This is a genomic window from Tardiphaga sp. 839_C3_N1_4 (assembly GCF_051811045.1).
Classification (GTDB): Bacteria; Pseudomonadota; Alphaproteobacteria; order Rhizobiales; family Xanthobacteraceae; genus Tardiphaga.
In genome coordinates, this window is the sequence record NZ_JBPWQD010000001.1 from 2,533,469 (window position 1) to 2,552,616 (window position 19,148).

Below are 19,148 nucleotides of genomic sequence, written 5' to 3' on the forward strand. Positions count from 1 at the left end.
ATGCCCATTGCCTATGCACCCACCACCGTGCCCGTCGTCGTGGACGATGCCAAATGCATCGCCGACAAGGGCTGCACGGTCTGCGTCGATGTCTGTCCGCTGGACGTGCTGCGGATCAGCGACCTCACCGGTAAGGCCTATATGAAGTATGACGAGTGCTGGTACTGCATGCCATGCGAGACCGATTGCCCCACCGGGGCGGTGACCGTCAACATCCCCTATCTGCTGCGCTGACATGTCTGCATTCGAATCCTTCATTGACGTCGCCGAGATCGCAGAAAATCTGCAGAGTCCTGATGCCTCGGTACGCCGCCTCACGGTGATCGAGATCGCCGAGACGGCGAGTGACGAGGCCGTGCCGCATCTGGTCACGGCCATCAGCGACACGGCACCCGAGGTCAGGCTGCAGGCCGCGCGCGCGCTTGGCGAGTTTGATGGGCTTTCGGTCGCGCAGGCGCTGGTGCGCGGCGTGACGGATGCCGACCGTGACGTCGCGTCGGCTGCCGCAGAGAGCCTCGCCGAACTGCGCGATGCTGCGGCCGATGCAGCCCTGCTGCCGCTGGTGTCGCACCAGTCGGCCTTTGTTCGCGAAGCCATATTTAGAGCACTGAAGGAGCTGCGGAGTGCGATCGCCCTTGGCCCGGCCATCTTGGCACTGCAGGATGTCGATCCCGCCGTGCGCGTGCAAGCGGTGGGCGTGATCGGCTATCTCAAGAGCAACGAGACCCTGCCGTCGCTGATCAGTGCGGCGCGCGATGCCGATGCGCAGGTGCGGCTCGCTGCGGTCAACGCGCTGTCCTTTGCCCGCAATGCGGTTGCTGCGCAGGCGGCTTCGGGCGCGCTGGCCGACGACGCCTGGCAGGTACGCGCCGCCGCGGCCGAAACGCTCGGCCGGATCGGCGAGACTTCGGCTGCCGCAGCCGTGAGAGGCGCGCTCGGTGACACGTTCTGGCAGGTGCGCCAGAAGGCGCTGCAATGCCTCGGCAAGCTGAAGGCGCGGGATGCCGTCCCAGCCATTCTCGGCATTCTGGATGATCCCCTACCCTCGTTGCGCAAAGAGGCAGCTGCGGCCCTGGGCGACATCGGCGATATCAGCGCACAGGCACCGCTCGCTGCGCATGCCGCCGATATCGATCCGGACGTGCGCAAGACCGTCGCCTGGGCGCTCGGCCGACTGCTTGAGCGCTAATCCTTCAGCAGTATCTGTTCGAGCTGGTCGAGGCGGTGGATGCGGATAACGCCGCCATCGATGGAGACGATGCGCTTGGCGTGGAACCGCTTCAGCATCATCGTGACCCACTGCCGGGTCGAGCCCACCATCGCCGCGATCTGGTCGTGCGTCACCTTGCGGTTGATGACGACCGCGTCGCCGTCGGCCACGCCATAGAGCTCCGAGAGGTTCAGAATGTATTGCGCGAGGCGCTCGATCACCGACCGCGTGCCCAGCATCTGCGCCATCGACGAATAGCATTTTCCCTTGGCAACCAGCCCGTCGATTAGCGCCAGCGCGAAAGTGGGCATGCGCAGCAGCAGCGCCTGCAATGTCGCGCTGGAGAGATGCGTGATATCGCAATCCTCGATGGCGACGCCGGACCACATATGGGTGCCGCCGCCGGAAATCGCCGGACCACCGATGAAGTGGCCGGGCGTCCAATAAGCCAGGGTGATCTCGCGTCCGGTCGGCGCGGTGTAGAACACCCGGACCTGGCCGCGCTCGATGATAAAAATTCCCTGATGATGCGCGCCCTGGCTGAAGATCGCCTCGCCTTGCCGCATCGTGAATTGGCGTCCGCTCTCGCGGATCTGCGCGCGCTCCTCCACTGTGAGGCGGTCGAGAAAATGGGCGCCATCGTTCAGGTCGTCGATCGTCTCGCTCATGAACAGCGCCGAAAGATCGCTCTGCCGCATAGCCGGCGCGGTTACGATCGAGCGACCGGATGCAACGCCCGTGGATGACGGTGATGTCCGGCATGCGTGCCCGCCACGCAAGGTCACGGCGGTTGCGGGAAGATACGCCTCACGAGAGTCCGAAAGCGTTTTCAGGCTGGCCATCGCATTTTCACTTGTGCTGAAGGTCTTGAAGCGAGGCTAATGGTGCGGCGCAGAGGAAGTCCACTCTTTTGAGCATCTCCAGATCGACTTGAAACGCCTGATGCGCGGATCGACGAAGCACGAGGGAATTCATCTGTAATGCATCGAACTCCTGCAAGATAATTTTCGGCGCCCCTCGCAGGCGCAACGCCGCGTCATGTTCGCTCGCCTGCGACGCCGGCGCGCATCGCAACTAATTGCTTCAGCGGCATCGTGCGCCGGTTCAACATCCGGGCGGAGCGTATCCGATCACTCGGATAACCAGGGGACATGCCATGAAACGATTTGGATTGGGGATTATTGCGGCCTTTGCGATGACGTGGGCAGGAACCTCGAGCGCCGAGACCATCCGCGTCGCACTCGGCACGCAGGATACGACGATCAATTGCGCCACCGGCGGGCTGATCGTCCGCGAACTCAAGCTGCTCGAGAAATATCTGCCCCGGGACGGCAAGTACAAGGACGTCACCTACGACATCCAGTGGAAGAACTTCACCAGCGGGGCTCCGCTCACCAACGAGATGGTGGCCGGCAAGCTCGATTTCGGCGCGATGGCGGATTTCCCGGGTTCGCTTAACGGCGTCGCGTTCCAGAAAGCCGGCCGCCGCAGCCTCTTCATCATCACGCTATCCGGCAGTACCAAAGGGAGCGGCAATGGCATTGTCGTTCCGACGAGTTCGCCCGCGCAATCGATCGCCGACCTGAAGGGCAAGACCATCTCGGTGCCATTTGCGTCGACGTCGCACGGCATGCTGCTACGGGCGATCAAGGCGCAGGGCTGGAATCCCGAGACCGACGTCAACATCATCACCCAGGCGCCGGAAGTCGCCGGCCCCGCGCTGCAGACAAATAAGATCGAGGCCCATGCCGACTTCGTTCCGTTCGCCGAATTATTCCCGTGGCGCGGCTTTGCCCGCAAGATCTTCGATGGCTCGCAGGCGGATGCGCCGACCTTCCATGGCGCGCTGGTCGATAGCGAATATGCGGACAAATATCCGGAGATCGTGCAGGCCTATCTGAGCGCGAGCATCGAGGCGGACCGCCTGTTCGCCGCCGAGCCGGAGAAATACAGCGAACTGATCGCCAAGGTAACCGGCATCGAGGCCGAGGTGAACTATCTGTTCCACGGCCCGCTCGGGCTGCAGACGCGCGGCCTGACCTGGAAGCCTGAATATCGCCAGGCGGTGCAGACCTCCATCGATACGCTGAAGCTGCTCAAGCGCGCCGATGGCGATCTCGATATCGACAAGTTCGTCACCGACAAATATATCCGCGCGGCCTTCGTCAAGGCCGGGCGCGACTATGATGCGGAGCTCAAGGATTACGCTCAGCTCGCGCTGAAGGCGAAGGACGCCCTGACCGGTGCCGAGATCACCGATGTCAGCCGGGTCGCGCAGATCTGGGTCAAGGACGAGCCGTTGGTGCGGCACTATACATCGCCCGAGAACGCCCTGAAGGCTCTGGCGGCACTGGAAAAGGACGGCAAGAGCGCGCGGGTCGTCTACGCGCAGGATCGCGAAAGCGGCATCAAGCTGTTCGCGCAGCAGGCCTGGTTCGTGCGCGCGGCCAATGGCGAACTCGGCGCCTTCCTGTCGCGCGGCACCGCCGAAAAATGGGCCGCGGCCAAGGGCGGCCAGGTGGTCGATTTCGCCGGCGCGCGTGAAGCCGTGGTGGTGAGCCGCTGATGGCGACGGCGACGGGATCAGGCGGTATGCATATGGGCCGCCTGCTGGTGCAGGTGGGATCGATCCTGGCCTGCATTGCGTTCTGGCAGGTGGCGTCCACCCTGCGCCTCAATCTCGGGATCGTCACCTTCCGTAACGTGCCGCCGCCGACCGAAGTGCTGCAGTCGCTGATTGTGCTGCTGCAGTCACCCAAGCTGCTGGCGCATCTCGGCAGCAGCCTCGGACGCGTCTTTGCCGGCTACGGGGTCGCGGCACTCTTGGGAATTCTGCTTGGCTTTGCCATCGGCCGGTCGCGTGCAGCGAGCGACGTGCTGCTGCCGCCGCTGGAACTGCTGCGCCCGATTCCGGCGGTCGCCTGGATCCCGCTGTCGATCCTGATGTTTCCATCCTCGGAACTGTCGATGATCTTCATCACTTTCATCGGCGCGCTGTTTCCCATCGTGCTCAATACCATTCACGGCGTTGCCAATGTGGATCGCCGCCTGGTCGCTTCGGCGCGAAGCCTCGGTGGCAGCCGCGCCGCCATCCTGTGGGAGATCGTACTCCCGGGCGCGGCGCCAAGCATCGTCACCGGCCTCGCGATCGGCATGGGAACATCGTGGTTCTGCCTGGTGACGGCGGAGATGATCTCCGGCCAGTTCGGCATCGGCTATTACACGTGGGAATCCTACACCTTGCAGAACTACGCTGACATCATCGTCGGCATGCTGGTGATCGGCTTGTTCGGCATGGGCAGCAGCTGGCTGCTGACGACGCTCGGACATGTCCTGATGCCCTGGCGAAGCCCGATGGTGGCGCGATGAAGGCACCGCGGGTTAACGGCCACGGCGTCGGCCTCGGACGAATTGCGATCGAGGACGCATCGATATCGCTTGGTCATGGCGACGATGCCTTCGAGGCGGTCGCCGGTCTCGACATCTCTGTCGCGCCCGGCGAGTTCGTCTGCATCCTGGGGCCGTCGGGCTGCGGCAAGTCCACCCTGCTCGGCGCGCTGGCGGGACACGTAGCAAATACCAGCGGTAGCCTTACCGTGGACGGACAGGCGATTACCGGCCCGAGCCCGGATCGCGGCATCGTGTTCCAGCAGCACACCCTGTTCCCTTGGAAAAAGGTGCGTGAAAATGTCTGCTTCGGGCCGAAGATGCGCGGCATCGGCAAGGTTGCGCGGCGACAGCTCGCGGACGAATTGCTCGCGCTGGTCGGGCTATCCGGCTTCGAGGAGTTTTATCCGTCACAGTTGTCAGGCGGCATGCAGCAGCGTGTCGAGATCGCGCGCGTACTCATCAACCAGCCGCGCGTACTTTTGATGGACGAGCCGTTTAGCGCGCTCGATGCCCAAACCCGATCGATGATGCATGAGTTGCTGCTCGACATCTGGACCGAACGCCCCACCACGCTGATCTTCGTCACGCATGATATCGAGGAGGCGCTGTTTCTCGCCGACCGTGTGATCGTGATGAGCCGGCGCCCTGGGCGGATCGTCGAGGATCTGCGAGTGCCATTCGCGCGTCCACGGCCGGCTGATATTGTCACCGAGATTGAATTCGCGCGTCTGAAGCGGCACTTGCTTCTGCTTCTCCGTCCGGATCAACAGTCTACTGCGCTGTCTGAACACCAGAGCGAACACGCGTTGGCGCCGAATTAGTTGGCGAGCCGCTCTTGTCGCGCAAGGCCGCCATCGCAGAATTCGACTATACCCTGCGGGGCGCGAGTTGGCCGCCGTACCGAGCTGCGCGGTCCCTGTGCCGAGACGTCGCCTCTAAGCCAGCGCAAGGAAGGCGAATAAAACTGTCCGAAACCGGCAGCGCGGAGAATTCTGAACCGCTGACTGCACCACAGACAGAGCGCGTATCGCTATTTTCTCCGCCCGCTTGAACGCGGAAGCAACCTGCCTTGAAATAGGCAGATGACCGATTGGAGAAAGACCGTGCGAGATCTATCAGCCGAAGCCCGCTCACATCTTCGTGCCCGTTCGTCGTCGAACCGCGCCGCGGTAAGGTTTCACACCGTCGCCGTCTACAGCTCTCTGGCGTTGATCGCCGCCATCGTATTCGGCGCGGTTTCGGTGCGCCCGTTCTAGTTCCGACGTCGCGTACCCCGGGATCTTGCGTGTTTGGCTGGCAGACAACATTCGCGATCCGGCGCTACTGCAGGTGATCCAGAGGAGCAATTGGGATGAGCGACCACCCGCCGATTTTGCGGCAGTCATTCTCGGGCTGGACGGCTTTGTTGCCGGGACTCATCCCTGCATTCCTGTTTGTGACAATTTACGGCATGCGGCGCGCATATGATCTCGTGGGCGCAATAGCGGCCTCATTTTGACGCGCAGCATCGTTGTCATCCGTCTTTGGCAGGATGAACACCAGGTTGGTGATAGCACCGTGGCAGCGCCGGCCCTTACCTTGCTGACCACATGGGCAGCCCACAGCGTCTCCTCTGAGTTGCGCGCACCATCAACATTTCGGACACTAATGACGTGTCAGCGTTGAGCCGGCTCGGGCGCGATCGGCAGCGAAGTCGACGACTTCAACGTCTTGACCACATAATGCGGCCGCGTCGACTTGATCCGCACCAGTGCGTTAAGCTGACGATGGAATTCCTCGAATTCGGATGCATCGCTGACGACGATGCGAAGGCAGTAGTCCACGTCTCCCGCCATGCGATAGCAAGCGACCACTTCCGGCATATCCTTGACGACCGACGAGAATTTTCTGAGCCAAGCCTCCGAATGATCGTCGCTCTGGACGTCGAGAAATATTGTCATATCCAGACCGACCGAGGATGGATCGACCAGCGCAACCTTGCCGACGATGACTCCATCGCCCTCCAGCCGCTTGATGCGCTTCCAGCAGGGCGTCGCAGACAGCCCCACGATATCTCCAATGTCGGCAACCGACAGTGACGAATTCTCCTGGATCAAGGTGAGGATCCTGCGATCGATGGCATCGAGACGGCGACCGATCGGCGGTTTCGTTACATCAACATCAGTCATATGCGCCGCCCGCAAGGATCGGAGCTAAGGGTCGGTGCGTCGGTATGAAAGAAGAACAATCCGTCTGGGTGGCTGTCGTACAAGGGCGTTTCGACGACCCGCAAAATGGTTTTTGGATTCTGCGACATTTTATAAACTCCTCGATGGCTGCGCGGTTTGCTTCCAAAAATGGTGGATCGAACCGTTCGACCCTTCGATCTCGTGTGATACTGTCATGCCGGCACGCGCATGCGGCCGGGCGCGGCGAGCCGGATCAGCACGCGCGCTGCCGCGTCGAGAAGAAAGCCAAGCAATCCGATCATGAGCACCATGGCCATCAACTCGGAGTAAGCGAGCCGATCGCGGGTATCGAGGATGAAATAGCCCACTCCCGCCGACACCCCGAGCATCTCGCAGGGCACGAGCACGATCCACACGACGCCGATCGCCAGCCGCAGCCCGGCCAGGATATGGCCCAGCACGCCCGGGATGATGACATGACGCAGCGTCTCCCAGCGCGTCGCCGACAGGCTGCTGGCAAGGCGGAGCCAACTCGGTTCGAGCCGTCGCACGCCTTCCGCGGTGTTCAGCAGGATCGGCCAGACGGCGGCGAATGCGAGCAGGAAATAGATGGGGCGATCACCGATGCCGAACACCATGACGGCGATCGGCATCCAGGACAGCGGCGAGATCATGCGCAGAAACTGAAACGCCGGTGATGTCGTCGCATCGAGACGTTGCGAGCGACCAACTGCGAGGCCGATCGGCACACCGATCAACAGCGCGAGGCCGAGGCCGACCAGGACACGGCGCAAGCTCACGAGCAGATGGATCGACAGGTCAGATTGCGTGAGCAGCGTCAGCAGACTGGCGAACGCTGTGCCCGGCGCGAAATGACGCACGAAACTCCCTTTCGGGGGCAGCAGCTCCGTCCCGATCCACCAAAGGACAATCAGGACAATCAACCCGCTGGTGCCCAGCACCACCGTCGATAGCCGCACAGTCCAACGCGAACGCGCAGCGCGGATGGACCAGCGTCGCCTGCTCCCGTCACTGCTTTGCGCATCGAGTCCGGCCGGCGCGATGCCGGCCTCCAGGCTGCTCGTCACGCGACCACTACTTCCGTTCGCGTGAACGATTCCGGTAGCCCAAATGCGGCCATGCCGCCTGCTGCGGTCACCGCAGCCTGGACGAAGCGGTCATCCACAAGCTCCCGTGCCGCGGTTGCGGGATCGAGCCTGTCGAGGAACGCGCGGTCGCCTTCGATCAGCGTGTCCTTCAACCGACGCACCAGCTCCTCGGTATAGCTCGGATACGGATAGGGCTGGAAATCGATACGCCGCTCACGCCACACCGCGTTCCGGATCGCGCCGGATTTGAGATAGGCGGCATTGTCGGCCTCGGGCGGCGAGAGAACCTTCTCCAGCACCGCCGTCGTATGCGGCGTGTACTTTTGGGCCCCCTCCTTGGACAGCAGCGCGGCGGTCTCGGCGCGGTTCTCGCGGGTCCAGAGTTGCGCCTTGACCATGGCGTTGACGACCTTCTGCGACCATTCCGGCCGCTGCTGCAGATCGCGCTCATGCATGAAGACAACGCAGCAAGCGTGATCCTTCCAGACGTCGCCGGTGAACCGCAGGATCTTGCCGACCCCCAGCGTCTCGGCCGTGGCATTGAACGGCTCAGCGACGATAAAGCCAGCAATCTGATTGGACGCGAGCGCCGGGACCATGTCGGCCGGCGCCATGACGACGAGGTTGACCTCGTTGGCTTGTGGCGCTCCGGTGCGCTTGCTCACCGGGATCAGACCGTTCTCCCGTAGCAGCGCCTGCAGAACCACGTTGTGGATCGAATACCAGAATGGAATGGCGACGGTCTTGCCGCCGAGTTCCTTGACGCTATTGATCTGCGGCCCGACGCTGAGGCCGGATCCGCCGGTATGATTCCAGGCCACGACCTTGGCCGGCGCCTGGCTGCCGAAACGTGCCCACACCGTCATCGGCGACAGCAGGTGAACAACGTTGACCTGACCGGAGATGAATGCCTCCAGCACTTGGGCCCAGCTGCGCAACATCACCGGCTTCTCGGCCTTGAGGCCTTCGGCTTCGAAATAGCCCTTGCCGTGAGCCACAAGCAACGGCGTGGCATCGGTGATCGGGAGATAGCCGATGCGTACCGGCGCATCCGCTTCCTGCGCCCTCGCCTCATAGGCACGCAGCAACGGAAGCGCCCCCGCCGCGGTGAACAGTGCCGACAGTTTGATGAGTTCGCGGCGCGAGAACTGATCCATGGACATGCGGTTACCTCATTCAGTTGCGGCGCGATGCGCCTTTCAAGGCCTTAAGAATGTCGATCCGGATGGCGCCGAGTTCTGCGACATACTCGTCGCGCGGCTTCGGTAGCTCGATCACCCAGTCGCCGACCTGGCGCGCGGGCGCGCCGCCGAGCAGGATGATCCGGTCGGACAGCAACAGCGCTTCGTCGATGTCATGTGTGATGAGGACGGCCGCCGTCTGGTGATCGCGAACGACTTTAAGCAGCAGATGCTGCATCTCTTCCCGCGTAACCTCGTCGAGCGCGCCGAATGGTTCGTCGAGCAGCAGGATTTCCGGCGTGCGCGCAAGGCAGCGGGCGAGCGCTGTGCGTTGCGCCATGCCGCCGGACAGTTGATCCGGATAGAGGCGGCGGGCATGGCCGAGACCGACCTCGTCGATGGCGGCATCCACACGCGCGCGACGCTCGGGCGCCGACAGCTGCGGCTGATGCTTAAAATCGAGACCAAAGGCGACGTTGCGCTCCAGCGACAGCCACGGCAGCAGGCTCGGATCCTGAAACGCCATCGCGACGCGTGGATGCGCGCCGTTTAGCGGGCTCCCGCGCACCTGTACCGTCCCACCGGTCGGCTGCATCAGACCCGCGAGCACGCGGAGCAGACTGGATTTCCCCACCCCACTCGGCCCCAGAATGCTGACGGTTTCACCGGCACGAAGCGACAGGCTGAAGTCTTGCAGCACGTGTTCGCCCGCCGGCGAATAGCGGAGCGCGATATCGGCAGCTTGCAGCAGGGCCTGCGTCATGCGTTCTCGACGATCGCTTGACGCCGCTCGTGTTCGCGCAGCACCGTCTTGAGCTGCACCAGGCTTGGCGTGATGATCGGCACAAAGGCCGCCTCGCGCAGCCGACGCTGGAACGACCGGCCGGGCTCCGACAGATAGGCCTGGCCGCCAGACGCCGCGAGCTCGAGCTGCACGGCCCCTGAGACAATGGCAGCGAGTTGCAGCCGAAGCCGGAAAAGCGGGGCTGGCGCCGCGATGAAACGCGCATCGAGCAATCCTGCCGCCAGTTGCCCTTCCGCGATATCGAGGTCACGCGACAACGCGTCGACCTCGGCTGCAAGTACGTCGCGATTCCTGTTGAGCCTAAGCTCAGTCTCCGCCAGCGAACGCCTCGCAAGACCGATCGACATGGCGCATTGCAGACCGAGAAATGCCGGACGGACCTGCGGCAGCCACACGCCGGCATCGGGATGGATGATGTCATCTTCGCTCACGCGAACGCCGTCGAGGTCGACAGCGGCCGTGCTGGTGGCGCGCATTCCCATCAATGCCAGATCGGGCGAGCGCCTCACCCCCGCGTTGTCCGACGACAGGCTGGCGACGAACGGCGTCGATCCGCCTTCGCCCTGCACTGCTGCCGCGACGTCGAAGCCCGCCGCACGCAGATTGGTCACCCATGGCAGCTTGCCGGTAACGGTGCGCACGCCGTCCTGTGCCGCGGCCTTGATCTGAAGCGCCTCGACGCCCGACAGAAACTTCATCGCATTCGAGAGCCCGGTCGCGCCCGCGCGGCGCCCCGACAGCAGGTCCGGCAGCAGTCGGTCCCGCAGCCTTTCATTGGGACTCTGGAGCAGATATTCGATGAATGTTCGATGCCCCCAGAACACGAAACCCGCTGCCAGAGAATGGCTGGATACAGCGGCTATCACTCCGACGGCATCGTTGATGTGACCACCCAGACCGCCTTGCGCGCGCGGCACGCCGATGCGCAGCACATCCGCGTCTGCGAGCCGTGGCAGAATGCTCGCCGCGCCGTCCGCTCGCTCATCGAGATCATCAGCGTTGGACGCGATCCAGCTTTTCAATTCGGTTGGAAGTTGCGCCATCGACACTGGCCCGGCAGACTATTCGGCCGCGGCCGCCGACGCGTTCGTCCAAGCGTAGGGACGCAACTCGTCGTTAAGCGGTGGTTGTCCGAGATTATTGGCGAAATTGCACAGTGTCGCGAGGCTGACGCCAAGCACGACCTCCAGAGCATTGGCATCGGTGAGGCCGGCGAAGCGAAACGCCGTTACCTCGGCGTCGGAAACCGCACCGCGGCTCCGAATGACGGCGCGTGTGAAATCGGCAATGGCATTCAGTCGATCATCCGGAACCTTTCGGCTGTCGCGCAGCGCTTCGACCACCGCCTCCGAGAGCCCGGCTTTCTTGTAGGCGACCGCCGTATGTCCGGCGACGCAGAAGCCGCATCCATGCGTTGTCGCCGCCGTGATCTGCACAACCTCGCGCTCTGCCAGGCTCAAACCGCTCCGCACATTGATGGCAGATACCGTTTGATAGGTTTCCAGCGCGGCCGGCGCATTGGCGAGCAACCGCACAAGGTTGGGAAGAAAGCCGCTATTAATCTGCGCGGTCTGCAAGCCAGCCTTCGCAGCATCCGGGGCGTTCTCGATGGTGAGCAACGGAAGTCGGGACATAGATGCAGCTCCGCTCGCATGATGCCGGGCAATGATGCCTCATCCATCATCAACTGGCGCCAGTTGTAGCGACTTCGCCTGCGATGCAAAGGCGCCAGCGAAAAAGAGTAAGTCTTGATCGCGTCAGCCAAGTTTCGAAAAGAGACATGCCGTAATCTGGCGATTGGCGCAGCATTCCGACTGCTCATCGAAACACATCGCATCGCGCTCAGTCGCGCCGGTACAGGCATCAATCCTGCACGCACAGACGCCGCCGCGTCGTCCCGATTTGCAGCTCGAATCAACGGGGCGATCCAGTCGTCGTATCGCGCTGAAGGACGCGACTACACGTATACCGACGTCTGCTATAGCAATCGAATATCCAATATCACGGACACATTCGCCATTGGGATAGCCGTCCAGCCGTCTTCTTGGATAAAAGCGCGACGGCAGGACATTCTCCAATTGAACCTTATGTCAGCACGTTTAGTTTTCCAACAGCAGGCAGGACAGATCGTTTCTGCTGAATGAATTGGAGACTGACAATGAACGCAGCAATGCAGATGATGCCGATGCCCATGATGATGGGCGGCATGATGAATCCGATGATGTCGGGTAACATGATCAACCCGATGATGGCCGGCGGCATGATGAACCCGATGATGATGGGTGGCATGCCGATGATGGGCTGCCAGATGAAGTGCACCATGACCGCCAACGGCATGACCTGCGAAATGATGCCGATGGATCCCGCCATGAAGGACATGTTCATGAAGTGCTGTGAGAACATGATGAGCATGATGCAGATGGGCATGCCGATGATGATGAATTGCGGCGGCATGATGATGATGTGCATGCCGATGAAGACAGCGGCCTGATCGGCCTCTCTTCGCTGACAGACATGGCGGGCTGGCTTTGTCAGCTCGCCATTTTCGTTTCTGGCGGCCCGATTGCTACGACGCGATGTCCGCATAGGTCATGACGAGATAGAGCACGGCCTCGCTCGCGACGAGATTTCGGTAGACATGCGGCACGTCCGCTTCGAACAGGACGGCGTCGCCTTCGGCCAAGGTCTGCGGCTTCTCCGATCCCACGGTAAGTTCAATCACGCCCTTCACGACCACCAGATTCTCACGCGTCCCAGGCGCATGCGCCTCTGCCGACTCGCGATGCAGAGCTGCGATCTTGAGCTCGTAAAATTCGACGTCGTGATTTCCCTCAAACGGAAACAAAGCACGCGAACTGAACTGCCCCTGGCTCGACGTGAGCAGCTTCGCCTCAGAACGCCGCAACACCACCGATCCACGCGGCGCCTCGGAATGCAGCAGGTTTGCGAACGGAACGTTCAACGCATTCGCGACCTTCCACAACAGCCCGATCGTCGGCACGCTCTTGCCGGTCTCTATCTGGCCGAGCATCGCGCGGCTTACGCCCGACTGCTTGGCAAGCCGTTCCAGCGAATCTCCACGACGGGTTCGCAGGCGCCGCACATTGCGACCGACAATCGCCGGAAGATCCGTTGGCATGTCGGGCGCAGCTAGATGGTGAAGCTGGTCGTCAGCGACAGGGCTCAATCTACCGTCGCTCACAAAGCGTCCCGATTTGTCGAAGCGGTTGCGGCCATCGGGACTGGCATCCAGACCATCATCGGCCAGAACCAGTAGACCGCTCCCTGATAGAAATTGACTTGCTCTGACGGAGCGCTCGACTCGCGAACTGCAGTCTTGCGCGCCCGATAGGCGCTGAGGTCGATTACGTTTGCTGAACTATCTGTCACGCAATTTTCCATATCTTCAACAGCTTGACCGATATGGTATTGATGTCGGGGCTCGAAACAAGCCGCCGGAGAATAAAACAACAGACGTGCTGGAGGGCGACGCGGCAAAGCAAGTTATACTAGGCACGCGGCAGGCTGCAGCATACCTCACTCAGATGTAGTTTCAGTTGTCTGATCTTACCCGTGCGCTTCGCCACGATCACGGCTGCATGCCGGATAGCGTGCTTCTCCGCCGCAGGCATGCACCGGCCATGATATCTGCCTCGCCGCCCAGGCCGGACTTGCTTGCCGGAAGTGTCGTGGGCCTTGCCGATCCTCGCATCGGTGTGTCCCGGATGAGTTCGAGTTCGGGATACGCCTCCCAATCGAGCGGTCTTCGCACCTTCCCGCATGATGCCGTCAAGTGACGAGTAAATCCTCAGGAGTTCGCTCAGGCAGGATCAATCTGCTGCTCGGACATCCGGCGTCGCGATCGGCGGCCTTTGCGACGTGATCGCCTGTTCGAGATGATCGAGACGATCCTGCCCCCAGAAGGGTTCGTCGCGATAGAAGTAGAAGGGCGCACCGAACAGCTTCCTGTCGACAGCCTCGCGCGTCAGGTTCACCTCGCGCTCTTGCACGGCAAGGTCGTTGGCGCCGGACAGCAGCCGTCGCCCGTCGAGACCGCTCTGATCGGCCAGACGCACCAGCGTCTCGGCATCAGTAACGTCCAGTTCATCGGCCCACACCGCCTTGAGCCCGACATGAACGAAGGCTGCTACGTCGCGACCCTCGGCAATTGCGACCAGCAGCATGCGATGTCCGAGCGACGGGTCGGCAGGATAAAACTTCGGCCATGTGACGAGCGGAATGTTGCGGATCGCCTTCCAGCGCTCCATTTCGACGAGCCGATAGGCCTGGCGCTGGAGCGGCCGCTCACGAACCGGCTTGCCGCCGCCCGCCGCAAACACCGTCAGCAGATCGATAGGCTTGTAGACAACGTCGACGTGGTGGCGTCTCACGATGTCCTGGAACACCAGGCTGCCGATGTAGGACCACAGCGAGATAAAGCTGAAATAGTAATCGATCCGGGGATGTTGCTCGGCCATGCCGTGTCCTTCTGAAAGTAAAACCTAGATTCCAAGATAAGCGGCGCGAACCGACGGATCACGCAATATCTCTGCCGCAGTGCCGGCCGCAACACTGCGGCCCTGATCAATGACATAGGCATGATCGGCGAATTCGAGCGCGGTTGCCACATCCTGTTCCACGACCAGCAGGCTCGTCCCCGCCGCATTCACCTTGCGCAGCGCCTCGATCAATTCATCGACTACTTTTGGCGCCAGTCCGAGTGACAATTCGTCGATCAGCAGCAAGCGCGGCGCCGCCATCAACCCGCGGCCGATCGCACACATCTGCTGTTCGCCGCCTGATAGCGTAACGGCATCCTGCCTGCGCCGCTCACGCAGACGGGGAAATAGGTCGAAGACGCGCTCGATGTCGGCGGATATCGCCCCGCGATTGCTGCGGCCATAGGCGCCGAGCATCAGATTATCTAGCACCGACAGGCCGGCGAACAGGCGCCGTCCCTCCGGCACATGTATCAGGCCACGGCGGACGAAATCCAGCGGCGACGCTGCCCTCACCTCCTCACCGTCGAACACGATCGTGCCGCCGGTGGGTTGCAGCAATCCGGACAAAGCGCGCAGGATCGTGCTCTTGCCGGCGCCGTTCGACCCGATGAGAGCGACGACATCGCCCTGCGGAATAGCGAGATCGACGTTCCAGACCACCTGCACGTCGCCGTAGCCAACCGCGAGATGACGGACCTCGAGCAAGGTCGCGCTCATGGTGTGATCTCCTTCTGCAGCCTGGCAAAGCGCTTACCGAGATAGGCCTCGATCACCCCTTCGTCCTGCATGACCTCGGCCGTCGGGCCATCGGCCACCAACCGGCCCTGATGCAGCACCAGCAGCCGGCTGCAGGACCGTGACACCACCTTCATCAGATGCTCGATCAGCAGAACGGTAATGCCCTTGGCGGCGATATCGGCGATCAGGCGCAAGGCATTGTCGATTTCCGCCGCATTTAGGCCGGCATTGACCTCGTCGAGCAGCAGCAGCTTCGGTTTCGATGCAAGACTCTTCGCCAGTTCCAGCCGCTTGCGGCCGGCAAGCGTCAATGCTGACGCCAGCGTATCGGCCTCACGCGTCAGCCCACAGAAAGCCAGATGCAGGTCGGCATCGCGGCTGGCCTCCTCGCGCGTCGGAACACCCCCGGCAAACAGCGCGGCAGCAGCGACGTTCTCGCGCACAGTCATACGCGGAAACGGCTGCACGATCTGGAAAGTGCGCGCGATGCCCGCGCGGGCCACAAGGTCCGGTCGCAATCCACCTATCTGCCGTCCGGCGAAATCGATTGTCCCCGATGTCGGCTTCAGAACGCCTGTAACGACGTTGACGAAGGTCGTCTTGCCCGCGCCGTTCGGACCGATGAGGCCGATGATCTCGCCTTCCTTCAGTGCCACCGATACATCGTCAAGCGCCAGCAAGCCTCCGAAGCGGCGCGAGAGATGGTCCATCGTGAGAAGTGTGCTCATCGCGGCTTTCTCCGCATGATCGCGGCAATGGATGACAGCATCCCACGGCCGCGCAGCGCTCCAAGGCCGCTTGGTAGGAACAGGACCAGCGCCACCACCAACAGGCCGAGGAAGCCTGCGTGGAATTCGAGACTGTTGCGCCAGATCAGTTCCTCCAGTCCGAGGAAGACGAAGGCCCCGATCACCGGTCCGGCGATGGTACCGACACCACCGAGCAGGGCCATGATGATCGGCTTGACCGAGAGTGAGACATCATAGACGTCGGATGGATCGATATAGCTGACCCATGACGCATAGATCGCGCCGGCGATGCCGATGAACAGGCTGGACAAAGTAAAACCGATGACCTTGGCGCGCCGGGTATCGATGCCGATGACCTGCGCGGCGTCCTCGTTCTGGTCGATACAGCGAAGTGCGACACCCAGCCGTGCCCGATCAATCCAGATCGATGCAACAACCGCTGCCACCGCGACGACGCTCATCGCCACGAGAAACAACTGCGCCTGGCTGTTCGAACTACCGCCGAGCAACGGCACGTTCAGGCCCATGCCGCCACCGGTCAGCGACGTCCAGGAATTGGTTACCTCGCGAAGCACGTCAGCAACGACGAGGCTGCCGATCGCGAAATAGTGCCCGCGCAGATGCAGGATCGCGAACCCGAGCGCGGTCGCGAAGACGGCCGTGAACACACCGGCACCGATCCAGGCGGCAACTGCCGGCACACCCGCCGACGATGCAAGGCCGCCCGCATAGGCGCCAAGCCCGAAGAAGGCTGCTGTCGCGAATGACGGATAGCCGGAGAAACCACCGACGATGTTCCAGGCGACGGCCAGCGTCACATACATCGCGACCGTAGTGGCGAGGCGCAGCACATAGTTGTCGCCAAATGCCAACAACCCAATGAACAGCACCAGCCCGGCGGCGACCAAGAATATCCTCCAGCGCATCAGTTGAACCCCTTGCGGCCCAGCAGCCCGGTGGGCCTGACCACCAGCAACACCAGCAAAAGGAGGAAGGAGATCGTCAGCGCATTCTCAGGCCCGATGAACAGCGCGCCAAAACTCTCGATCACGCCCAGCGCAAAGCCGCCCGCAACGACGCCGGGGATGCTGCCAAGACCGCCGAGCACGCAGATCACGAACGCCTTGCCGAGATATCCGCCGGAGGACACCGGCGAGATCGGAAAGATGGCAGCGAGCAGCGCGCCGGCCGATCCCGCCATGAAGGTTCCGAGCGCGAACGCGATTGCATAGGTACGCTTGACGTCGATGCCCATCAGCGACGCGGCATCACGATCCATGCGCACCGCCACGATGGCGCGGCCGAGCTGGGTGAAACGCAGCAGCAGTCCCAAGGCGACGACGAGCACCAGCCCGACCGCTGTGGCATAGACGCGGTCGATGGGGAGGATGATGTCGCCGAACTCGAAAACACCAAGCGGCGGATTGAGATTGATCTTGCGGTAATCGGCCTTGAACCCGGCCAGCATGGCATTGTCGAGAAACAGGTTGAGTCCGAAGGTCAGCACCAGCGTCATCAGCACCGGTCGTCCCATCACCGGATTGATCGCGATGCGCTGGATGACATAGCCGAGCACGAAAATGATCGCTCCCGCCAGCGGCGCGAACAGGAACGGGCTGATGCCGAACGATTGATGGGCGAAGAAAGCCAGATATCCGCCGAGCACGATCAGCGACCCATGCAGGATGTTGATGATGTTGAGTACGCCCCAGACCAGCGAAAAGCCGGCGGCGATGCAGGCATAGAGCCCACCTAAAGCCAGTCCGTTGACCAGCACCTGTATCCAGAGCATGTCGATGCCTCAATGCAGAGGCCGTGGCAGAACGCACTGCCACGGCCTCGCAAGCGTCAGAAGATCAATTTCCCGGGGTCGCCCGGAAATCGCTGGTGGCGATGTCGGCGGGATAGACCACCTGCACCTTGCCCTGCTGGATCTGATAGACTGGCGGGATGTAGGAGTTGGCGATACCCGTCGGGCCGAACGAGATCAGTGCAAAGAAGGTCTTGAAGCCGCCCTTCGCGAGTTGCTCGCGGACAGCATTGCGATCCTTCGAGCCGGCGCGTTCGACGGCCAGCTGCAGAATGACACCGACCGCCGCGCCTGACGCCTGGGTGAAATCTGGCTCGGCACCATATTTGGTCTTGAATTGCGCAACGAAATTCTGCGTCGAGCCGAACACGTCTTCGCTCTTGTAATTCAGTATCGGATGAAACCAGCTCGCGGTCGTGACATTCTCCGACAGCGGGCCCACAGCATCGATCCACTCCTTGTAGGCCGGGCCATTGATCAGCGTGTAAGCCTGCCCGCCGACCTTCAGTTCTCCGGCCTGCTTGCGGGCCAGAATGAGGTCGTTGATGTAGCCGGTCACCACCACCCAATCGGGCTTGGCGGCACGTAACTGCGTCAACGCAGAAGAATGATCCAGCGTGCCGATCGGATATTTCTCGAAGAACACGACCTCGAAGCCGCGCTTCTTGGCGCTTTTCTCGAATTCATTGGCCAACGACAACGGATAGAGATCGTTGCGCGCCAGAATCGCGATACGCTTCACGTTCGGCAGCTTCGCCTTGATGAGATCCGCGATCGGTTCGCTCAGCGTGCTGTTGTCGGTATAGAGGCCGAACAGGTTCTTGTACCCCTGATCAAACACCTCGGCCGACGACGCACTCGATGCCAGCAGAGGTACGCCCGCTTTCTCGGCCACCGCGCTCACGGCCTTTGCCGCACCGGAGCCGAACGGTGAAAACAGGAAATCGACCTTGTCGTCGGTAATCAGCTTCTCGGCGAGCTGGACCGCCTTGGGCGTCGTCGACTGATAATCGTAATAGACCAGTTCGATCTTCAGCTTCTTCTCGCCCGCCTTGATGCCGCCGGCCGCGTTGACCTTCTCCTGCCAGAGCTCATAGCCCTGCTTCAGTTTTGCGCCTTCCGGAGCCAACGCACCCGTCAGCGGAAGCGGCGCGCCAATGCGCAGGGAATCTTGCGCGCTTGCGATGCCCGCCTGCAACACAATGGCCGCCGCGGCGGCCAGCAGCGAATGTCCCAACTTCATGATCATCTCCTTATGAGTTCCGCGGCATGTCTCCGAGCGCAAATGAGATGTCAATGTGCTGCGCGGAATAAGAAATTCCTACTTTCAACAACGACCGCGCCGCTTTCGATGATCTCACGCGAGATGGAATCTCAATGGATTTCGACTACAGTTGAGTAATCATAGCATGCACGCAATGCGCTCTCACCATTTTCGAATGCCGCCGATCAGGCATCGCGGCACGCCGGTATCCGGGCTTCACCG

At 61.9% G+C, this 19,148-nt stretch carries 23 protein-coding genes; 9 read left to right on the top strand and 14 right to left on the bottom strand.

The features are described 5' to 3' along the window. Positions 1–234 carry a 4Fe-4S dicluster domain-containing protein gene (locus tag AB8A38_RS12095; RefSeq protein WP_184517127.1) on the top strand — a complete coding sequence of 78 codons (234 nt, stop codon included), beginning with the start codon at positions 1–3 and terminating at the stop codon, positions 232–234. A gap of 1 nt (position 235) precedes the next feature. Next, a complete protein-coding gene (locus AB8A38_RS12100) occupies positions 236–1,189 on the top strand; it encodes a HEAT repeat domain-containing protein (RefSeq protein ID WP_439062481.1) in 954 nt (317 codons plus the stop codon). Here the strand turns inward: AB8A38_RS12100 and AB8A38_RS12105 are convergent. After that, entirely contained in the window at positions 1,186–1,908 is a 723-nt protein-coding gene (locus AB8A38_RS12105; RefSeq protein ID WP_439062723.1) for a Crp/Fnr family transcriptional regulator, read from the bottom strand. The genes AB8A38_RS12100 and AB8A38_RS12105 overlap by 4 nt on opposite strands. 458 nt (positions 1,909–2,366) lie before the next feature. Here AB8A38_RS12105 and AB8A38_RS12110 point away from each other — a divergent pair, with 458 nt between their 5' ends. The 5 genes from AB8A38_RS12110 (at position 2,367) to AB8A38_RS12130 (ending at position 6,098) form a co-directional block, all read left to right on the top strand. Then, positions 2,367–3,776 (top strand): ABC transporter substrate-binding protein, encoded by a 1,410-nt coding sequence (locus AB8A38_RS12110; RefSeq protein WP_439062480.1) that lies wholly within the window; start codon positions 2,367–2,369, stop codon positions 3,774–3,776. Positions 3,777–3,802: 26 nt separating this feature from the next. Continuing rightward, the gene (locus AB8A38_RS12115; RefSeq protein WP_439062722.1) at positions 3,803–4,579 is read left to right on the top strand and encodes an ABC transporter permease; all 777 of its coding nucleotides are present in this window, start codon (positions 3,803–3,805) and stop codon (positions 4,577–4,579) included. Continuing rightward, positions 4,576–5,421 (top strand): ABC transporter ATP-binding protein, encoded by an 846-nt coding sequence (locus tag AB8A38_RS12120; RefSeq protein WP_439062479.1) that lies wholly within the window; start codon positions 4,576–4,578, stop codon positions 5,419–5,421. Before AB8A38_RS12115 ends, AB8A38_RS12120 begins: the two co-directional genes overlap by 4 nt. A gap of 282 nt (positions 5,422–5,703) precedes the next feature. After that, on the top strand, positions 5,704–5,856 hold the full coding sequence (locus tag AB8A38_RS12125; protein ID WP_439086153.1) for a hypothetical protein: 153 nt from the start codon (positions 5,704–5,706) through the stop codon (positions 5,854–5,856). A gap of 95 nt (positions 5,857–5,951) precedes the next feature. Next, positions 5,952–6,098, top strand: coding sequence for a hypothetical protein (locus AB8A38_RS12130; RefSeq protein ID WP_439086154.1), 147 nt, complete (start codon positions 5,952–5,954; stop codon positions 6,096–6,098). Between the two features lie 157 nt (positions 6,099–6,255). Here the strand turns inward: AB8A38_RS12130 and AB8A38_RS12135 are convergent, their stop codons facing one another. The 6 genes from AB8A38_RS12135 to AB8A38_RS12160 all read right to left on the bottom strand — a co-directional run bounded on the left by AB8A38_RS12135 (position 6,256) and on the right by AB8A38_RS12160 (position 11,497). After that, positions 6,256–6,768 carry an Lrp/AsnC family transcriptional regulator gene (locus AB8A38_RS12135; protein ID WP_439062477.1) on the bottom strand — a complete coding sequence of 171 codons (513 nt, stop codon included), beginning with the start codon at positions 6,766–6,768 and terminating at the stop codon, positions 6,256–6,258. Positions 6,769–6,980: 212 nt separating this feature from the next. Then, the gene (locus AB8A38_RS12140) at positions 6,981–7,856 is read right to left on the bottom strand and encodes an ABC transporter permease (protein ID WP_439062476.1); all 876 of its coding nucleotides are present in this window, start codon (positions 7,854–7,856) and stop codon (positions 6,981–6,983) included. Then, positions 7,853–9,040: an ABC transporter substrate-binding protein gene (locus tag AB8A38_RS12145; protein WP_439086155.1), complete on the bottom strand. Its 1,188-nt coding sequence runs from the start codon at positions 9,038–9,040 to the stop codon at positions 7,853–7,855. Before AB8A38_RS12145 ends, AB8A38_RS12140 begins: the two co-directional genes overlap by 4 nt. Before the next feature lie 13 nt (positions 9,041–9,053). Then, on the bottom strand, positions 9,054–9,821 hold the full coding sequence (locus AB8A38_RS12150) for an ABC transporter ATP-binding protein (protein ID WP_439062474.1): 768 nt from the start codon (positions 9,819–9,821) through the stop codon (positions 9,054–9,056). Next, a complete protein-coding gene (locus tag AB8A38_RS12155; protein ID WP_439062473.1) occupies positions 9,818–10,906 on the bottom strand; it encodes an acyl-CoA dehydrogenase family protein in 1,089 nt (362 codons plus the stop codon). Before AB8A38_RS12155 ends, AB8A38_RS12150 begins: the two co-directional genes overlap by 4 nt. Before the next feature lie 18 nt (positions 10,907–10,924). Continuing rightward, positions 10,925–11,497, bottom strand: coding sequence for a carboxymuconolactone decarboxylase family protein (locus tag AB8A38_RS12160; protein WP_439086156.1), 573 nt, complete (start codon positions 11,495–11,497; stop codon positions 10,925–10,927). 114 nt (positions 11,498–11,611) lie between these two features. On the opposite strand from AB8A38_RS12160, the gene AB8A38_RS12165 reads away from it, so the two are divergent. Both AB8A38_RS12165 and AB8A38_RS12170 read left to right on the top strand, forming a co-directional pair. Then, positions 11,612–12,007, top strand: coding sequence for a hypothetical protein (locus AB8A38_RS12165; protein ID WP_439062471.1), 396 nt, complete (start codon positions 11,612–11,614; stop codon positions 12,005–12,007). Positions 12,008–12,021: 14 nt separating this feature from the next. Further along, positions 12,022–12,354 (top strand): hypothetical protein, encoded by a 333-nt coding sequence (locus AB8A38_RS12170; protein ID WP_439062470.1) that lies wholly within the window; start codon positions 12,022–12,024, stop codon positions 12,352–12,354. Between the two features lie 75 nt (positions 12,355–12,429). Here AB8A38_RS12170 and AB8A38_RS12175 read toward each other — a convergent pair whose 3' ends face one another. The 7 genes from AB8A38_RS12175 to AB8A38_RS12205 all read right to left on the bottom strand — a co-directional run bounded on the left by AB8A38_RS12175 (position 12,430) and on the right by AB8A38_RS12205 (position 18,905). After that, on the bottom strand, positions 12,430–13,002 hold the full coding sequence (locus AB8A38_RS12175) for a helix-turn-helix domain-containing protein (protein ID WP_439062469.1): 573 nt from the start codon (positions 13,000–13,002) through the stop codon (positions 12,430–12,432). Positions 13,003–13,693: 691 nt separating this feature from the next. Further along, positions 13,694–14,341: a 2-hydroxychromene-2-carboxylate isomerase gene (locus tag AB8A38_RS12180; protein ID WP_439086157.1), complete on the bottom strand. Its 648-nt coding sequence runs from the start codon at positions 14,339–14,341 to the stop codon at positions 13,694–13,696. A 24-nt stretch (positions 14,342–14,365) separates the two neighbouring features. Then, positions 14,366–15,082 (bottom strand): ABC transporter ATP-binding protein, encoded by a 717-nt coding sequence (locus AB8A38_RS12185; protein WP_439062467.1) that lies wholly within the window; start codon positions 15,080–15,082, stop codon positions 14,366–14,368. Further along, a complete protein-coding gene (locus AB8A38_RS12190) occupies positions 15,079–15,831 on the bottom strand; it encodes an ABC transporter ATP-binding protein (protein WP_439062466.1) in 753 nt (250 codons plus the stop codon). The genes AB8A38_RS12185 and AB8A38_RS12190 overlap by 4 nt, the downstream gene beginning before the upstream one ends. Next, positions 15,828–16,778: a branched-chain amino acid ABC transporter permease gene (locus AB8A38_RS12195; protein WP_439086158.1), complete on the bottom strand. Its 951-nt coding sequence runs from the start codon at positions 16,776–16,778 to the stop codon at positions 15,828–15,830. Before AB8A38_RS12195 ends, AB8A38_RS12190 begins: the two co-directional genes overlap by 4 nt. After that, the gene (locus AB8A38_RS12200) at positions 16,778–17,644 is read right to left on the bottom strand and encodes a branched-chain amino acid ABC transporter permease (RefSeq protein WP_439057503.1); all 867 of its coding nucleotides are present in this window, start codon (positions 17,642–17,644) and stop codon (positions 16,778–16,780) included. Before AB8A38_RS12200 ends, AB8A38_RS12195 begins: the two co-directional genes overlap by 1 nt. A 64-nt stretch (positions 17,645–17,708) precedes the next feature. Beyond that, positions 17,709–18,905 (bottom strand): amino acid ABC transporter substrate-binding protein, encoded by a 1,197-nt coding sequence (locus AB8A38_RS12205; protein ID WP_439086159.1) that lies wholly within the window; start codon positions 18,903–18,905, stop codon positions 17,709–17,711. Positions 18,906–19,148 lie beyond the last annotated feature (243 nt).

What these genes read in the sequence shown, in the direction of transcription:
- AB8A38_RS12095 (WP_184517127.1), top strand. Translation starts at nt 1, where the DNA reads ATGCCCATTGCCTATGCACCCACCACCGTGCCCGTCGTCGTGGACGAT.
- AB8A38_RS12100 (WP_439062481.1), top strand. Translation starts at nt 236, where the DNA reads ATGTCTGCATTCGAATCCTTCATTGACGTCGCCGAGATCGCAGAAAAT.
- AB8A38_RS12105 (WP_439062723.1), bottom strand. Translation starts at nt 1,908, where the DNA reads ATGCGGCAGAGCGATCTTTCGGCGCTGTTCATGAGCGAGACGATCGAC.
- AB8A38_RS12110 (WP_439062480.1), top strand. Translation starts at nt 2,367, where the DNA reads ATGAAACGATTTGGATTGGGGATTATTGCGGCCTTTGCGATGACGTGG.
- AB8A38_RS12115 (WP_439062722.1), top strand. Translation starts at nt 3,803, where the DNA reads ATGCATATGGGCCGCCTGCTGGTGCAGGTGGGATCGATCCTGGCCTGC.
- AB8A38_RS12120 (WP_439062479.1), top strand. Translation starts at nt 4,576, where the DNA reads ATGAAGGCACCGCGGGTTAACGGCCACGGCGTCGGCCTCGGACGAATT.
- AB8A38_RS12130 (WP_439086154.1), top strand. Translation starts at nt 5,952, where the DNA reads ATGAGCGACCACCCGCCGATTTTGCGGCAGTCATTCTCGGGCTGGACG.
- AB8A38_RS12135 (WP_439062477.1), bottom strand. Translation starts at nt 6,768, where the DNA reads ATGACTGATGTTGATGTAACGAAACCGCCGATCGGTCGCCGTCTCGAT.
- AB8A38_RS12145 (WP_439086155.1), bottom strand. Translation starts at nt 9,040, where the DNA reads ATGTCCATGGATCAGTTCTCGCGCCGCGAACTCATCAAACTGTCGGCA.
- AB8A38_RS12150 (WP_439062474.1), bottom strand. Translation starts at nt 9,821, where the DNA reads ATGACGCAGGCCCTGCTGCAAGCTGCCGATATCGCGCTCCGCTATTCG.
- AB8A38_RS12155 (WP_439062473.1), bottom strand. Translation starts at nt 10,906, where the DNA reads ATGGCGCAACTTCCAACCGAATTGAAAAGCTGGATCGCGTCCAACGCT.
- AB8A38_RS12160 (WP_439086156.1), bottom strand. Translation starts at nt 11,497, where the DNA reads ATGTCCCGACTTCCGTTGCTCACCATCGAGAACGCCCCGGATGCTGCG.
- AB8A38_RS12170 (WP_439062470.1), top strand. Translation starts at nt 12,022, where the DNA reads ATGAACGCAGCAATGCAGATGATGCCGATGCCCATGATGATGGGCGGC.
- AB8A38_RS12175 (WP_439062469.1), bottom strand. Translation starts at nt 13,002, where the DNA reads ATGCCAACGGATCTTCCGGCGATTGTCGGTCGCAATGTGCGGCGCCTG.
- AB8A38_RS12180 (WP_439086157.1), bottom strand. Translation starts at nt 14,341, where the DNA reads ATGGCCGAGCAACATCCCCGGATCGATTACTATTTCAGCTTTATCTCG.
- AB8A38_RS12185 (WP_439062467.1), bottom strand. Translation starts at nt 15,082, where the DNA reads ATGAGCGCGACCTTGCTCGAGGTCCGTCATCTCGCGGTTGGCTACGGC.
- AB8A38_RS12190 (WP_439062466.1), bottom strand. Translation starts at nt 15,831, where the DNA reads ATGAGCACACTTCTCACGATGGACCATCTCTCGCGCCGCTTCGGAGGC.
- AB8A38_RS12195 (WP_439086158.1), bottom strand. Translation starts at nt 16,778, where the DNA reads ATGCGCTGGAGGATATTCTTGGTCGCCGCCGGGCTGGTGCTGTTCATT.
- AB8A38_RS12200 (WP_439057503.1), bottom strand. Translation starts at nt 17,644, where the DNA reads ATGCTCTGGATACAGGTGCTGGTCAACGGACTGGCTTTAGGTGGGCTC.
- AB8A38_RS12205 (WP_439086159.1), bottom strand. Translation starts at nt 18,905, where the DNA reads ATGAAGTTGGGACATTCGCTGCTGGCCGCCGCGGCGGCCATTGTGTTG.